At 70.5% G+C, this 15676-nt stretch carries 10 protein-coding genes; 9 read left to right on the top strand and 1 reads right to left on the bottom strand.

The genetic code is table 11. The features are described from left to right. Positions 1-6 precede the first annotated feature (6 nt). A complete protein-coding gene (locus OG622_RS30965) occupies positions 7-1203 on the bottom strand; it encodes an acyltransferase family protein (RefSeq protein WP_371579905.1) in 1197 nt (398 codons plus the stop codon). Between the two features lie 379 nt (positions 1204-1582). On the opposite strand from OG622_RS30965, the gene OG622_RS30970 reads away from it, so the two are divergent. From OG622_RS30970 to OG622_RS31010, 9 genes are all read left to right on the top strand, one after another. Beyond that, positions 1583-3820 carry an MMPL family transporter gene (locus tag OG622_RS30970; protein WP_371579906.1) on the top strand — a complete coding sequence of 746 codons (2238 nt, stop codon included), beginning with the start codon at positions 1583-1585 and terminating at the stop codon, positions 3818-3820. A gap of 153 nt (positions 3821-3973) precedes the next feature. Next, positions 3974-5722 (top strand): fatty acyl-AMP ligase, encoded by a 1749-nt coding sequence (locus OG622_RS30975; RefSeq protein WP_371579907.1) that lies wholly within the window; start codon positions 3974-3976, stop codon positions 5720-5722. A gap of 280 nt (positions 5723-6002) precedes the next feature. Then, positions 6003-7385 (top strand): nitrate/nitrite transporter, encoded by a 1383-nt coding sequence (locus OG622_RS30980; protein ID WP_371579908.1) that lies wholly within the window; start codon positions 6003-6005, stop codon positions 7383-7385. A gap of 162 nt (positions 7386-7547) precedes the next feature. Further along, a complete protein-coding gene (locus tag OG622_RS30985; protein ID WP_371579909.1) occupies positions 7548-8768 on the top strand; it encodes a uroporphyrinogen-III synthase in 1221 nt (406 codons plus the stop codon). Between the two features lie 328 nt (positions 8769-9096). Continuing rightward, the gene (locus OG622_RS30990; protein WP_371579910.1) at positions 9097-9681 is read left to right on the top strand and encodes an ABATE domain-containing protein; all 585 of its coding nucleotides are present in this window, start codon (positions 9097-9099) and stop codon (positions 9679-9681) included. Positions 9682-9971: 290 nt separating this feature from the next. Beyond that, complete coding sequence (locus OG622_RS30995) at positions 9972-10547, top strand: sigma-70 family RNA polymerase sigma factor (protein ID WP_013003188.1); 576 nt, start codon at positions 9972-9974, stop codon at positions 10545-10547. Between the two features lie 29 nt (positions 10548-10576). After that, positions 10577-11365 (top strand): zf-HC2 domain-containing protein, encoded by a 789-nt coding sequence (locus tag OG622_RS31000; protein ID WP_371579911.1) that lies wholly within the window; start codon positions 10577-10579, stop codon positions 11363-11365. Between the two features lie 104 nt (positions 11366-11469). Continuing rightward, positions 11470-13776 carry a UvrD-helicase domain-containing protein gene (locus OG622_RS31005; protein ID WP_371579912.1) on the top strand — a complete coding sequence of 769 codons (2307 nt, stop codon included), beginning with the start codon at positions 11470-11472 and terminating at the stop codon, positions 13774-13776. A gap of 404 nt (positions 13777-14180) precedes the next feature. After that, a complete protein-coding gene (locus OG622_RS31010; RefSeq protein WP_371579913.1) occupies positions 14181-15593 on the top strand; it encodes an NAD-dependent malic enzyme in 1413 nt (470 codons plus the stop codon). The last annotated feature ends 83 nt before the right edge of the window (positions 15594-15676 follow it).

Here is a 15676-nt window from a genome sequence, read left to right on the forward strand (position 1 = left end):
ACACCCTCAAGCGGAGCGCTCCGGCTCGGCGATCGGCCGGTGCGACCGAATCCGGAACCGCCTCAGCAACGGCATCTCGACGAACGTGTACGACAGCCACCCCGCCAGCACCGAGAACGCCAGGACGAACGGCAGCAGAGCGAAGAACGCGCCGGTGCCGAGCTGCCCGAAGTCGCTGTCGAGCAGGTACCAGACGGTGACCTGCATGATCACCAGGTGCCACAGGAAGATCCCGCAGGAGTTCCGCCCGAGCCACACGATCGTCGGCCGCGACAGCAGCCGCTCGGGGCCACTGCCCTGTGCCAGCAGCAGCGGCGTCGCGAGCCCGACCGCGATCACCATGTGGCAGACGTACTTGAACGCGGCCTCGTCCTTGGTGAGCACGATCGACGCGATGCTGCCCGCCCAGTCGGTGTTCGCCAGCGCGTAGGCGACGGCCGCCGCCCCCCAGAAGGTCCACGGACGGTTGCGGACGAACTCCACGAAGGCGAGCCGCTGCCCGGTGCGCGCCTTCGCGGCGACCAGGGCGAGCAGCATGCCGGCCGCCAGGAACCCGAGATAGCCGCGCAGCCACCACAGTGACGGCGGGCCCAGCGGGCTCGACGGGCTGGTCGCGACCAGCCAGGTGAAGTCGGCGACGATCACCAGGGTGAGCAGCGCCCCGGCGAGCTTCAGGCTCCTGGTCGCCCGCAGCGCCTTGTGCAGCACGAACGCGGCGATGGGCAGAGCGATGTAGTAGTGCACCTCGGTGGCGAGGCTCCAGGTCTGTGCCCAGTTGGTCATGCCCGGATCGGTGCGCAGGTCCGCCCAGTTCTGCACGTGCTGCACGGTCAGCAGCCGCAGCGTGCGCCAGCCGTCGCCGAGCTGTTCACGGTTGAACACCAGCAGCGTGGTGATCAGGAACAGCCAGTAGGCCGGGAAGATCCGCAGGACGCGGTGCCAGTAGTAGTGCAGGGTGTTCGGCGCCTTGCGGCCACCGAGCGCCGCGTCGGCCCAGGGGCGGTAGAGCAGGTAGCCGCTGATGATGAGGAAGATCGGGATGGCCGACAGCACGCCGGTCATCACCGGGGCGAACGGCCCTTCCTTGCCTGTCTTGTCGATCAGCGCGCCGGTCCACTGGGCGAGGTGGCCGACCACGACCATCAGCGTGGCGACCGCGCGCAGGCCGTCCACCGCGGGTTCGAAGGTCCGTTCGGCCCGCACGGGGGATGCCCCGGCGCCGGCCGTGGGGCTCGCCGGCGGGGCCGGACGAGGTCTGTCCAGGGAAGTTGTCACGGCGAAGGGCCTCTCGTCTCAGTGGGTGATGCAGGAGATGCCGGGACGCTAACAAACCAGTCGCGCGGTTTTCCAGATTGGCGAAAAGTGGCCGCTGGCCCTCCGCTCGTGACGGTCTTGGCGCCTGAGGTTCCTGAGGGTCCTGGCCTGGGCGTCTGCGATCGGGGCGGCTGCCTGGCTTTTCCCTGGTGTTCAAGTGTCCGATCTGCTCGGCTCACCGAATCACATAAACCGCACTGCTGGTTTGTTATGGTGAGGGAGTTTCCCGACCCCCACCCAGCAAACCCCGACGGGAGTCCCCTTCGCCGTGGCTACGTTCCTCTACAAACTGGGCCGACTCGCCTTCCGACGGCGAGGCCGGACGACACTGTTGTGGCTGCTGATCCTGGTCGGCGTGGGCTATGCCGCCTCCGCCGCCCCAGCACCACCCGCCGACACCTTCTCGATGCCGGGCACCGAGTCGCAGAAGGCCTTCGACCTGCTCAAGGAGCGCTTCCCGGAGGCGAGCGCGGACGGTGCCACCGCCCGCGTCGTCATCCGCGCACCCAAGGGCGACATCTCCGATCCCGATCAGCGGGCCAAGGTCGAGCGACTCCTCGCCGACCTGTCCGGGGCGCCCCTCGTGAAGGGCGTAGCCGACCCCTACCAGGCGGGCGCCGTCAGCGAGGACGGCACCACCGCCTACGCGACCGTTCTGTACGAGGTGGCCGCCACCCAGCTCACCGACCGGGCGAAGGACGCCCTCACCGAGGCCACGGCCGACGCCCGTGAGAGCGGACTGACCGTCGAGGCCGGCGGCGACGCCGTCACGGTGGAGGCCGCCAAGAACAACGCCGAGTCCCTCGGCATCCTCGTCTCCGCCCTGGTCCTGCTGCTGACCTTCGGCTCCATGATCGCCGCCGGCATGTCGCTGCTGACCGCCGTCATCGGCGTCGGCGTCGGCATCTGCGGCATCACCGCGCTCGGCAGCACCCTCGGCCTGTCCAGCACGACCTCCACACTGGCCCTGATGATCGGCCTGGCCGTCGGCATCGACTACGCCCTGTTCATCGTCTCCCGCTACCGCTCCGAGATGGCCGAGGGCCATGGACGCGAGGAGGCCGCCGGACGCGCCATCGGCACGGCGGGATCCGCCGTCGTCTTCGCGGGCCTGACCGTCATCGTCGCCCTCGCCGGCCTCGCCGTCGTCGACATCCCGATGCTCACCAAGATGGGACTCGCCGCGGCGGGCACGGTCGCCGTCGCGGTCCTCATCGCGATCACCTTCGTCCCCGCGCTCCTCGCCTACGCCCCCGTCAAGGTGCTGCCCCGCCACGAACGCGGGCAGTACCGCGCCAAGCCGCTCAGCGCCCGCCGGCAGCGCAAGGCCGCCAAGCGCGCCGCCAAGGCCGGGCCCAACCTCGGCTCCCGCTGGGCCGGCTGGGTGCTGCGCCGCCCGGTCGCCGTCCTGCTCCTCGGCGTCGTCGGCCTCGGCGCGCTCGCCGTACCCGCCGCGAGCCTGGAGCTGGGGCTGCCCGGCGAGGGCACGATGGCCGAGGACACCACCCAGCGCAAGGCCTACGACCTGCTGTCGGAGTCCTTCGGCGCCGGATTCAACGGCCCGCTGCTCATCACCGTCGAGGCCAAGGACGCGCGGGCGGCCGCCGACCGGGTCGGCGAGGATCTGGCCGCGCGGCCCGGGGTCGCCTCCGTCAGCCCCGCCACGGTCAACAAGGCGGGCGACACGGCGATGGTCAACGTCATCCCGGAGACCGGCCCGACCGAGAAGCGGACCGAGGACCTGGTCCACTCGATCCGCGACACCGCCGCGGGCTTCGAGAAGAAGCTCGGCGCGAGCGTCCTGGTCACCGGCCAGACCGCGCTGTTCATCGACTTCTCGGGGACCCTCGACGAGGCGATGGTCCCGTATCTGGGCCTGGTCGTGGGACTCGCCTTCGTCCTGCTCGTCCTCGTCTTCCGCTCGATCCTGGTCCCGCTCAAGGCCGCCCTCGGGTTCCTGCTGTCGGTGACCGCGGCACTCGGTGCCGTCGTGGCCGTCTTCCAGTGGGGCTGGCTCAAGGACGTCTTCGGCATCGACCAGCCGGGGCCGATCATGAGCACGATGCCGATCTTCATGATCGGCGTGGTCTTCGGGCTCGCCATGGACTACGAGGTCTTCCTCGTCACCCGGATGCGCGAGGCCTTCGTCCACGGCGAGCGCGCCGACGACGCGATCGTCACCGGCTTCCGGCACGGCGGCCGGGTGGTCTCCGCGGCCGCGATCATCATGGCCAGTGTCTTCGCCGGCTTCATCCTCGACGCCAACGACTTCGTCAAGATGATCGGCTTCGGCCTCGCCATCGCCGTGCTCCTCGACGCCTTCGTCGTCCGCATGGCCATCGTGCCCGCCGTCCTCGCCCTCCTGGGCCGCTCGGCCTGGTGGCTGCCCCGCTGGCTGGACGCCGTCCTGCCCGACATGGACGTCGAGGGCGCCAAGCTCGGCACCGGCCGCCGCGCCTCCATCCCGCACCAGCGCACCCCGCGCGAACCGTCCCTCGTGGACTGACCCCACCCCACGGGCCGGCCCGGCGACCACCACAAGGCGCCGGGCCGGTCCCTTACCTCCCCGCGCACGCCTCGGCACCCCTACCGACCCCCCACCGTCGCGGTCCCTTCCTGAAGTCGCACCTCATCCACGACCGAAGAACGGACCATCACCATGGCTCTTGCCGGCACGCTCCTCCCGCCACCGGCCACCCGCGTCACCACGGTGACCGAGGCCCTGCACCGGCGCGGCGTCGAACAGCCCGACGAGATCGCGTACGTCCACCTCCGTGACGGCGAGACTCCCGACGGCTCCCTCACCTACGGCCGGCTGGAGACCGACGCCCATACCCGGGCCGCCGCCCTCACCGCGGCCGGACTGGCGGCGGGCGACAGCGTCCTGCTGCTCTACCCCTCGGGCCTCGAATTCGTACGGTCGCTGCTGGGCTGCATGTACGCCCGCGTCGCCGCCGCACCCGTGCAGGTGCCCACCCGGCGGCGCGGCATGGAGCGGCTGCGCCGTATCGCCGACGACGCGGGCACCACGACCATCCTCACCACCGGGGCGCTCAAGGCGGACCTGGAGCGGCAGTTCGCCGATCTGCCCGAACTGGCCGGCCTCACCCTCATAGACACCGAGGCACTGCCCGACTCCCCGGTCGCCTGGCACGGCCCCGCCCCGCTCCCGGACGACATCGCCCTGCTCCAGTACACCTCCGGTTCCACCGGCGACCCGAAGGGCGTGATGGTCACCCACGCCAACTTCCTCGCCAACGTCACCGAGACCGAGGACATCTGGCCCACCGGACCCGACGGCGTCGTCGTCTCCTGGCTGCCCCTCTTCCACGACATGGGCATGCTCTTCGGTGTCCTGCTGCCGCTCTGCTCCGGCATCCCCGCCTACCTGATGGAGCCGTCCGCCTTCATCCGCCGCCCCCTGCGCTGGCTGGAGGCCATCTCCGCCTACCGGGGCACACACGCGGCAGCGCCGAGCTTCGCGTACGAGCTGTGCGTGGACGCGCTGCGGGCCGCCGAGGGCGCCGAGCTGGACCTCTCGTCGTGGCGGGTCGCCGCGAACGGGGCCGAACCGGTGCGGTGGCGGGCGGTGCGGACGTTCACCGAGACGTTCGCCCCGTACGGGTTCGACCCTCGGGCCATGACCCCCGGGTACGGGCTGGCGGAGAACACCCTCAAGGCGACCGCGAGTCCCGCGGACCGGCCACCGACCGTGCTGTGGGTGTCCTCGGCGGCCCTGAAGGACGGCCGCGTGGAGGTGGCAGGGGAGTCGGCGCCCGGTGCCCAGCCGCTGGTGGGATCCGGATTCCCGTCGTCGACGACCCGGGTCCGGGTGGTCGACACGGCCACGGCCACGCCCTGCGAGCCCGGCCGCATCGGGGAGATCTGGATCGACGGGCCGTGTGTCGCTCTCGGCTACCGGGAGCGCCCGCGCGAGACCGAGGAGACCTTCGGGGGACGGATCGCGGGGGAGAGCGGGGCGACGAGACATCTCCGCACGGGCGACCTCGGCTTCCTCCACGAGGGGGAACTGTTCGTCGCGGGCCGGGTGAAGGACGTCATCATCCGCAACGGACGGAACTTCTACCCGCAGGACATCGAGCTGTCCGCGGAGTCGGCGGTGGCGGGGCTGCGGCCGAACTGCGCCGCCGCGTTCTCCGTGGACGACGGAGAGCGGGAACGGCTGGTCGTCGTCGTGGAGACGGACGGGCGGGTGCTCCGCCGGACCGGGGCGGAGGCACTGCGCGAGGCGGTGCGCGCCGCCGTGCACGACGGGCAGCGGCTGCCAGCGGACGAGGTCGTGGTGGTACGGAGGGGGGCACTGCCGCGTACGACCAGCGGAAAGGTGCAGCGGCGGGCCTGCCGGAAGCTCTACGCGGCGGGCGAACTGGGGGGTGTCACCGGCTGAGGGGACCCGCGATGGGGGCGGGGTCCGCGCGGGCTTCGGGTAGCTTGGGCTGGTCGCGGCCCCGCGGCGGCGGGAGCCGCACGACGGGCGGGCCCCGCGCCCCTGTGTGGGGCGGCCATGTGGCGTCTTCCTCACCGGCGGACCCTCGTCGACGTGAGAGCAAAGTTCCTTTCCGGTCACCCGGTGCCACAGAACAGGAAACGCGCCCTCCCTACCTTCGGGACTCATCACCCCTCATCACCGCATCGCACCACCTGAGCCCGGAGAACGTGGAGGCGTCATGACAGCCCCGAGCACTGCCCCCGCACCAAGCAGGGGAGGCCGCTGGATCGAGCACTGGGATCCCGAGAACGAGGCCTTCTGGAACGAGACCGGCGAGAAGGTCGCCCGCCGCAACCTTCTCTTCTCGGTGCTCTCGGAGCACATCGGCTTCTCCATCTGGACCGTCTGGTCGGTGATGGTCCTGTTCATGGGCCCCGAGTACGGGCTCACCCCGGCCGACAAGTTCTTCCTCGTCTCGATGGCCACGCTGGTCGGCGCCATCGTCCGCATCCCGTACACCTTCGCGGTGGCGATCTTCGGCGGCCGCAACTGGACGATCGTCTCGGCGAGCCTGTTGCTCATCCCGACCGTCGCGGCCTTCGTCGTGATGGAGCCGGGGACCTCGTTCAACACGTTCCTGGTCTGCGCGATGCTCGCCGGTATCGGTGGCGGCAACTTCGCCTCCTCCATGACCAACATCAACGCCTTCTTCCCGCTGCGGAAGAAGGGCTGGGCGCTCGGTCTCAACGCGGGCGGCGGCAACATCGGTGTTCCGGTCGTGCAGCTCATCGGCCTCGCCGTCATCGGCGCCAGCGGTGGTCCGCGCGTCCTGCTCGGGATCTACATCCCCTTCATCGTCATCGCCGCCGTGCTCGCCGCGATCTACATGGACAACATCTCGTCCGTGAAGAACGACACCGGTGCCGCCAAGGACGCCGTGAAGGAGGCCCACACCTGGATCATGTCCTTCCTCTACATCGGCACTTTCGGCTCCTTCATCGGCTACAGCTTCGCCTTCGGCCTCGTCCTGCAGACCCAGTTCGGCCGTACGCCCCTGGAGTCCGCGTACGTCACCTTCATCGGCCCCCTGCTCGGCTCGCTGATCCGGCCCCTCGGCGGCGCGCTCGCCGACAAGTACGGCGGCGCCAAGATCACCCTGTGGAACTACGTCGGCATGGCCGGCGCCACCGGGGTCATCGTCATCGCCTCCATGCAGAAGTCGCTGCCGCTGTTCACCACCGCGTTCATCGTGCTCTTCGTCCTCACCGGCCTTGGCAACGGCTCCACCTTCAAGATGATCCCGGGCATCTTCCAGGCCAAGGCCCTCGCCAAGGGCCTGGAGGGCGAGGAGGCCGCGGCCTACGGACGTCGCCTCTCCGGCGCATCCATGGGCATCATCGGCGCGGTGGGCGCCCTCGGTGGCCTCGGCATCAACCTGGCCTTCCGCCAGTCCTTCCTCTCGGTCGGCTCCGGCACCGGCGCCTTCGTCACCTTCCTCGCCTTCTACGGCCTCTGCTTCCTGGTGACCTGGGCCGTATACCTTCGCCGCCCGGCTTCGAACACCTCCGCGACCACGGCCACGACGGAGGCGAAGCCGCAGCTCAGCTATGCCGAGGTGTGACATCGCCCATGCCGTGACACGTGTGACGTAACACCAGCGACATCAACCCGAACCGAGCCTGTCACGCACCGTTGACAGGCTCGTTCGGCATGTGGGCGCACCAATCGGTGCATCACGGAGTGCATCGACCGAGTGCAACGACTCGACTGCGGGACGAGAGTTATGTACGACGAACAGCAGCGACCCGAGCGAACAGATCGAGCCGATCGACCAGACAGGACGGTTCTGATGGATCGGATGGACCGGACAGCGCAGACGGAACACGGGCCGCTCGCGGGGTTCACCGTGGGGGTCACGGCCGCCCGCCGGGCCGACGAACTCGGAGTGCTCCTCCAGCGCCGCGGAGCCGCGGTCCTGCACGCCCCCGCCCTGCGCATCGTGCCGCTCGCCGACGACAGCGAACTGCTCGCCGCGACCAAGGACCTGCTCGACCAGGCACCCGACATCGTCGTGGCGACGACCGCCATCGGATTCCGCGGCTGGATCGAGGCGGCGGACGGCTGGGGCCTGGGCGAGGTCCTCCTCGACCGGCTGCGGGGCGTCGAGGTCCTGGCACGTGGACCGAAGGTGAAGGGCGCGATCCGGGCCGCCGGTCTCACCGAGGAGTGGTCCCCCTCCTCCGAATCGATGGCCGAAGTACTCGACCGGCTGCTGGAGCACGGCGTCGAAGGCACCCGTATCGCCATCCAGTTGCACGGCGAACCGCTGCCCGGCTTCGTGGAGTCCCTGCGCGCCGCCGGAGCGGAGGTCGTGGGCGTCCCCGTCTACCGCTGGATGCCCCCCGAGGACATCACCCCCGTGGACCGCCTCCTCGACTCGACGATCGGCCGCGGCCTCGACGCCCTCACCTTCACCAGCGCGCCGGCGGCGGCGTCCCTGCTCTCCCGTGCCGAGGACCGTGGCCTGCTCCCGGAGCTGCTCAACGCCCTCAGCCACGACGTCCTCCCCGCCTGCGTGGGCCCGGTGACGGCCCTCCCCCTCCAGGCCCACGGCGTGGACACGGTCCAGCCCGAGCGTTTCCGCCTCGGCCCCCTCGTCCAGCTCCTCTGCCAGGAACTCCCCGGCCGCGCCCGCGTCCTGCCCATCGCCGGCCACCGGGTGGAGATCCGCGGCCACGCGGTCCTGGTCGACGGCGACCTGCGCCCCGTCCCCCCGGCCGGCATGTCCCTGCTGCGCGCGCTCTGTCGCAGGCCGGGCTGGGTCGTCCCCCGCTCGGACCTCCTCAAGGCCCTCCCCGGCGCCGGCCGCGACGAACACGCCGTGGAAACAGCCATGGCCCGCCTCCGCACGGCCCTCGGCACCCCCAAGCTGATCCAGACGGTGGTGAAGCGCGGCTACCGCCTGGCCCTGGACCCGGCGGCGGACACGAAGTACGACGCATGAGGATTGCCGTCCGCGGGCTCGTCGTGGCTGGTCGCGCAGTTCCCCGCGCCCCTGAAAAGCAGGGGCTGCGCCCCGCGCTTTTCGCCCCCTGAGTGACCGTAGGCCCTCAAGGGGCGCGGGGAACTGTGCGACCAGCCCCCACCGGACCCGCGCTGTGGGGGTCGAAGGGGCGCAGCCCCTGGATGGGGGAGGGACGGGTAGAGGCGGCGGGGCGAGCGGATCCAGCCGACACCCGGAGGGTTCCCGAGCAGGGCGCGACCAGGCACTGTAGGGGTAGGTACCCCTAAACACCTCCTGCCGTCAGGCACCCCAAGGCGGTGACAGGCGCATGGCACATGACCCCCGCTTCGACTGCGGTCACCTCTGCCTGGACTTCCTCGCGACCACCCACCCCGACGAGCAGCTCGACTCGGCGGACGGACTGCGCCGGTGGATCACCGCGGCCCGCCTGGTCCCCGAAGGAACCCCGCTCGACCACATCGCCCCGCCCTGGCTCACCGGCTTCCGGGAACTCCGGGGACACATCGGCCAGTTGGTCCGCGGCGAACCGGACCGCAAGCCCGACTCCCGCCCCTTCGACATCTCCCTGGCGAGAGTCAACGAACTGGCCCGCGCGGCCACCCCGGCCCTCCGGGCCGTCCGCACGGACGACGGCACCCTCACCCGCGCCCTGGACGACACCCCCGACCGCGCCGCCCTGCTCGCCCTGATCGCCCGCGACACCGTGGAGCTGCTCACCGACCCGGTGGCCTGCGCGGGCCTGCGCCGGTGCGCGGGCGACGACTGCCCCATCGTGTACGTCGACACCTCCCGCGGCCGACGCCGCCGCTGGTGCTCCAGCGAGATCTGCGGCAACCGCGCACGCGTGGCCCGCCACCGCCACCGCCGCCGAGCGGCCCTGGCCCGCGCGTAGTTGGGGTGGGATTGGCCATTTTTCCTACGTCATCGCCCAGTTGGGCAGACCTCGGGCAGCCGTAAAGAAGCAGCAGTGCTGTTTTTCACATCGCTACTCGGACATCTTCACAACTCCCGTCCACAAGTGACGGTTTAAGCATGGATATGGACGCACTTATCCCACCGCTGCCCCGCCTTTCCTCAGTTGAATCGAGAAAGTTGTGGCTCAACTCTGAACACACAACTGATTACCTACGTATCCCGATGTGAGCGACCGACTGGGGGAACCCCCGGACACCGGAGGTAGCCGTGCGCAAGGATTCCGCTGTGGCCGATGAACGCCCGCACAGGGCACGACATCGCGCATCGCAGCCCTCAGAGCCTGACGAGGAGCTGATGCGCGCGCTGTACCGCGAGCACGCTGGACCCTTGCTCGCGTACGTGCTGCGTCTGGTCGCGGGCGACCGCCAGCGCGCCGAGGACGTTGTGCAGGAAACTCTCATCCGGGCCTGGAAGAACGCCGGTCAGCTCAATCGAGCGACCGGATCGGTACGCCCCTGGCTGGTGACGGTCGCACGCCGCATCGTCATCGACGGCCACCGCAGCCGGCAGGCCCGGCCGCAGGAGGTCGACCCGTCGCCGCTGGAGGTCATCCCCGCGGAGGACGAGATCGACAAGGCGTTGTGGCTGATGACACTGTCGGACGCGCTGGACGACCTGACCCCTGCTCACAGGGAAGTCCTGGTCGAGACCTATTTCAAAGGGCGTACGGTCAATGAGGCGGCCGAGACGCTTGGCATCCCCAGTGGCACCGTTCGCTCCCGGGTGTTCTACGCCCTACGGTCGATGAAGCTGGCTCTAGAGGAGCGCGGGGTGACGGCATGAGCAACATCTACGGGGGGTATGGACCGGGAATGCCCGGGTCTGTGCAAGGAGCCCAAGGTTCCGGTGACAACATCCACGAAACCGTCGGCGCGTACGCCCTCGGGATACTGGACGACGCCGAGGCCACCCAGTTCGAGATGCACCTCGCCACGTGCGAATGGTGCGGCCAGCAGCTCGACGAGCTGGCCGGTATGGAACCGATGCTGGCCGCGCTCGCGGACCTGCCGGCTGCCCAGGGCACACCCGCCATCGGCGAGTCCCTGTCCGCGAAGCCGACCACCGGACTCGCGGACCGACTGGTCGGCGAGGTCGTCCAGCACCGTGCGAAGAAGACCCGACGCAACTTCTTCATGCTGGCGGCAGGCGTCGCCCTGATCGTCGGCGGCCCGACGGCGGTGTTCGCGACGACCGGCGGAGGCGACGCCTCGGACAAGCCGCCGACGGCCGCCAGCCCGGCCAAGGACGCCTTCATCAAGATGTCCGCGGGGGAGAAGATCTCGGGGACCGACGCGGCCACCCAGGTCAGCGCCACGGTCGGCATGGAGTCCAAGGCCTGGGGCACGCACGCGGTCCTGGAGCTGAAGAACGTCAAGGGCCCGGAGAAGTGCTCGCTCATCGCCGTCGGCAAGAACGGCGAGCGCGAGACCGTCACCTCCTGGTCCGTCCCGAAGTGGGGCTACGGCATCAAGAACGCCGCGACCGAGCAGGCCAGGAACCCGCTCTACGTCCACGGCGGCGCCGCCTTCACCCCGGACCAGATCGATCACTTCGAGGTTCTGACCTTCAGTGGGAAGAAGCTTGTCTCGGTCAAGGCATGACACATCTACGCCAGTGGTGAACGGACCCCGGCCGGGCGCATAGCCTGTCGGGGTCCTTTTCGCGTACGGTAGACGGCTGCCCAGCACGTCAGAAGGGGGCCCGGGTGGCCGCTCAGGTTCAGCAGGAAACGCTCGACTCCGCTCACGACTCGGTTCGTGAGAAGGAGATCGACGTCGAACAGGAACATCTGGACCGGGTATACCGGCGTCTTGAGGAGAAAATCCACGAGGCCGAGTTCCTGATGAACGACGCGGCCCAGCGCGGTCAGGTCGGCACCCCCGGCGCGCTCGCCGAGCGGGACGCCCAGGTCTTCCGGGCGGGCATCCACCTCAATCGCCTGAACAACGAGTTCGAGGACTTCCTCTTCGGCCGTATCGACCTGCTGCTCGGCAAGGACGGCAAGAAGGGCCCGGACGGCGCGTACACCGCCGTCGAAGCGGCCGAGGGCGCCGTCCGCCCCGACAACACCGCCGACATCGCCGAGACCCTCCACATCGGCCGTATCGGTGTCCTGGACTCGGAGTACGCGCCGCTGGTCATCGACTGGCGGGCCCCGGCGGCCGCCCCCTTCTACCGGTCGACCCCGGTCGACCCCGGCCGGGTCGTACGCCGCCGGGTCATCCGCTCCAAGGGCCGCAAGGTGCTCGGGGTCGAGGACGACCTGATGCGCCCCGAGCTGAAGGCCTCCCTCGACGGCGGCGATCTGGCCGTCATCGGCGACGGTGCCCTCATGGCCGCCCTCGGCCAGGCCCGCAGCCACACCATGCGTGACATCGTCGCCTCCATCCAGGCCGAACAGGACCTGGTGATCCGCGCCCCCGCCGCCTCCGTGACGTATGTCGAGGGCGGCCCGGGGACGGGCAAGACGGCCGTCGCCCTGCACCGGGCCGCGTACCTCCTCTACCAGGACCGGCGCCGGTACGCGGGCGGCATCCTGATCGTCTCCCCGACCCCGCTGCTGGTGGCGTACACCGAGGGCGTCCTGCCGTCCCTCGGCGAGGAGGGCCAGGTCGCCATCCGTGCGATCGGCTCACTGGCCGAGGACACGGGCGGCGCCGAGGCCACGCTGTACGACTCCCCGGCCGTGGCCCGAGCCAAGGGCTCGTACCGCATGCTCAAGGTGCTGCGGAGTGCCGCGCACGGCGCGCTGGAGTCGGGCGACGCGCCCACCCGCCTGCGGGTCGTCGCCTTCGGCCGCCGCGTCGAACTGGAGGCGCCCGAACTGGACCGCATCCGCCACAACGCGCTGAGCGGCACGGCCCCCGTCAACCTCCTGCGCCCCCGTGCCCGCAAGCTCCTCCTGGACGCCCTGTGGGCCCGGTCGGGGGCTGCAGGCCGCCACAGCGACCCGGAGCTGGCCGCCGAACTGCGTTCCTCCTTCGACGAGGACATCACGAGCGAGGACGACTTCATCGCCTTCCTCGACGCCTGGTGGCCCGAGCTCACCCCGCGCGGGGTCCTGGCGGCCATGGCCGACGAGCGTCGCCTCGGCCGCTGGGCCCGGCGCATCTTCAATCCGGGTGAGGTCCGCCGGGTCGCCCGCTCCCTGAAACGGGACGGCTTCTCGGTCCACGACGTCGCCGTGCTGGACGAACTGCAGGCCGTCCTCGGCCTCCCGGCCCGCCCCAGGAGGAAGCGCGATCACGACCCCCTGGACCAGCTCACGGGCCTGGAGGAGCTGATGCCCGTCCGCGAGGAGACCCAGCGCGAGCGGGCCGAGCGGCTGGCGCAGGAGCGGACCGAGTACGCGCACGTCATCGTCGACGAGGCGCAGGACCTGACGCCGATGCAGTGGCGGATGGTGGGGCGGCGTGGCCGCCACGCCACGTGGACGGTCGTGGGAGACCCCGCCCAGTCGTCCTGGTCCGACCCTGACGAGGCGGCGCAGGCCCGTGACGAGGCCCTGGGCAGCCGCCCGCGCCGCCGCTTCACCCTGACGGTCAACTACCGGAACCCGGCCGAGATCGCCGAACTGGCGGCGAAGGTGCTCGCGCTGGCCATGCCGGGCTCCGAGTCCCCGTCGGCGGTCCGCTCCACGGGCGTCGAGCCGCGCTTCGTCACCGCCGTACGGGAATCCCTGGCCCGCACGGTCCGCGCGGAGGCCGCGCGCCTGCTGGACCTCGTCGACGGCACCGTCGGCGTCGTCGTCGCCATGAACCGCCGCGACGAGGCCGCCCGCTGGCTGGCCGGCCTCGGCGACCGCGTCGTCGCCCTCGGCAGCCTGGAGGCGAAGGGCCTGGAGTACGACGCCACGGTGGTGGTCTCCCCGGCGGAGATCGCGGACGAGTCCCCGGCGGGGCTGCGGGTGCTGTACGTGGCGCTGACGAGGGCGACGCAGCAACTCACCCTGGTGTCGGGCGAACGGGACGACCCGGACGAGAAGGGCGTCCCCGACCTGTTGCGCGACTGACTCCTTCTGCCCGCGGCCGAGTGGGAGTCGCGCGAGCGACCCCCACCGGACCCGCACCCGCCGACACACCCCGACCCCCCGAGCTCCAAGCGCCCCGAAAACAACTTGCCGTACGGGAATGGCCTTACGGGATCTGTTTGTTAGCCTGGGCAGTGGCACCGGCTCGATCCAAGCCCCCGGGCCCAACCTTCGTCGCTCAGAGCGACCACTTGCCGCGAGGCGAGCATGGCGGGTCGGTGCCACTGAACGCGAAGAGGTCCACGTCGAAAGTGACGTGGACCTCTTCTCGTTGAGAACAAAACGTTCGCAACCCCGGACGGGCTAACGCCTACCCGGCGGTAGGTGCGACGATCGGACGGCAAAACGCGGCAAACGCATAGCAGCGAAAGCAGAGGAAGTCGGCCATGGCAACGGCGCCCAGCGTCTCCTACTCGATGACGGTCCGGCTGGAGGTGCCCGCGAGCGGAACCGCGGTCTCCCAGCTCACCGGAGCCGTCGAGTCCCACGGAGGCTCGGTGACCGGCCTCGACGTGACCGCGTCCGGCCACGAGAAGCTCCGCATCGACGTCACCATCGCCGCCACCTCCACCGCGCACGCCGACGAGATCGTCGAGCAGCTGCGCCACATCGAGGGCGTGACGCTCGGCAAGGTCTCCGACCGTACGTTCCTGATGCACCTCGGCGGCAAGATCGAGATGGCGTCGAAGCACCCCATCCGCAACCGTGACGACCTCTCGATGATCTACACGCCGGGCGTGGCCCGTGTCTGTATGGCGATCGCCGAGAACCCCGAGGACGCCCGCCGCCTCACCATCAAGCGCAACTCCGTTGCGGTCGTGACGGACGGCTCCGCCGTGCTGGGCCTCGGCAATATCGGCCCCATGGCCGCCCTGCCGGTCATGGAGGGCAAGGCGGCCCTCTTCAAGCGGTTCGCCGGCATCGACGCCTGGCCCATCTGCCTGGACACCCAGGACACCGACGCGATCGTCGAGATCGTCAAGGCCATCGCCCCCGGCTTCGCGGGCATCAACCTGGAGGACATCTCCGCGCCCCGCTGCTTCGAGATCGAGGCCCGCCTGCGCGAGGCCCTCGACATCCCCGTCTTCCACGACGACCAGCACGGCACGGCGATCGTCGTCCTCGCCGCCCTCACGAACGCACTTCGCGTCGCGGGCAAGGCGATCGGGGACATCCGCGTCGTCATGTCGGGCGCCGGCGCGGCCGGTACGGCCATCCTCAAGCTGCTCATCGCCGCCGGGGTGAAGAACGCCGTCGTGGCCGACATCCACGGTGTCGTGCACTGCGACCGCGCCGACCTCGTCGAGGCCGCCGCCGACTCGCCGCTGCGCTGGATCGCGGACAACACCAACCCCGAGGGCCTCACGGGCACCCTCAAGGAGGCCGTGCGCGAGGCCGACGTCTTCATCGGTGTCTCCGCCCCGAACGTCCTCGACGGCGACGACGTGGCCGCCATGGCGGACAACGCCATTGTGTTCGCGCTCGCGAACCCCGACCCCGAGGTCGACCCCGCCGTCGCCCGGCAGACGGCGGCCGTCGTGGCCACCGGCCGGTCCGATTTCCCGAACCAGATCAACAACGTGCTGGTCTTCCCGGGTGTCTTCCGCGGTCTCCTCGACGCCCAGTCCCGCACCGTCAACACCGAGATGATGCTCGCCGCGGCGACTGCTCTCGCGAACGTCGTCACCGAGGACGAGGTGAACGCGAACTACATCATCCCGAGCGTCTTCAACGACAAGGTCGCGGGCGCGGTCGCCGGGGCGGTGCGCGAGGCCGCGAAGGCGGCGGCGTCGGCCTGAGCCCGCGCTGTGACGGTTGCCACGCCCCGCGCCATCGGCGCGTCGCGCGGCCGGAGGGCTTGTGCCGCCCTTTAGTGTGGCGG

It is taken from the genome of Streptomyces sp. NBC_01314, from assembly GCF_041435215.1.
In the GTDB taxonomy this organism is placed as follows: domain Bacteria; phylum Actinomycetota; class Actinomycetes; order Streptomycetales; family Streptomycetaceae; genus Streptomyces.

Bases quoted from the DNA above. Each gene is read 5' to 3' on its own strand.
- OG622_RS30985 (WP_371579909.1), top strand. From the start codon at position 7,548: ATGTACGACGAACAGCAGCGACCCGAGCGAACAGATCGAGCCGATCGA.
- OG622_RS30990 (WP_371579910.1), top strand. From the start codon at position 9,097: ATGGCACATGACCCCCGCTTCGACTGCGGTCACCTCTGCCTGGACTTC.
- OG622_RS30975 (WP_371579907.1), top strand. From the start codon at position 3,974: ATGGCTCTTGCCGGCACGCTCCTCCCGCCACCGGCCACCCGCGTCACC.
- OG622_RS30980 (WP_371579908.1), top strand. From the start codon at position 6,003: ATGACAGCCCCGAGCACTGCCCCCGCACCAAGCAGGGGAGGCCGCTGG.
- OG622_RS31010 (WP_371579913.1), top strand. From the start codon at position 14,181: ATGGCAACGGCGCCCAGCGTCTCCTACTCGATGACGGTCCGGCTGGAG.
- OG622_RS31000 (WP_371579911.1), top strand. From the start codon at position 10,577: ATGCCCGGGTCTGTGCAAGGAGCCCAAGGTTCCGGTGACAACATCCAC.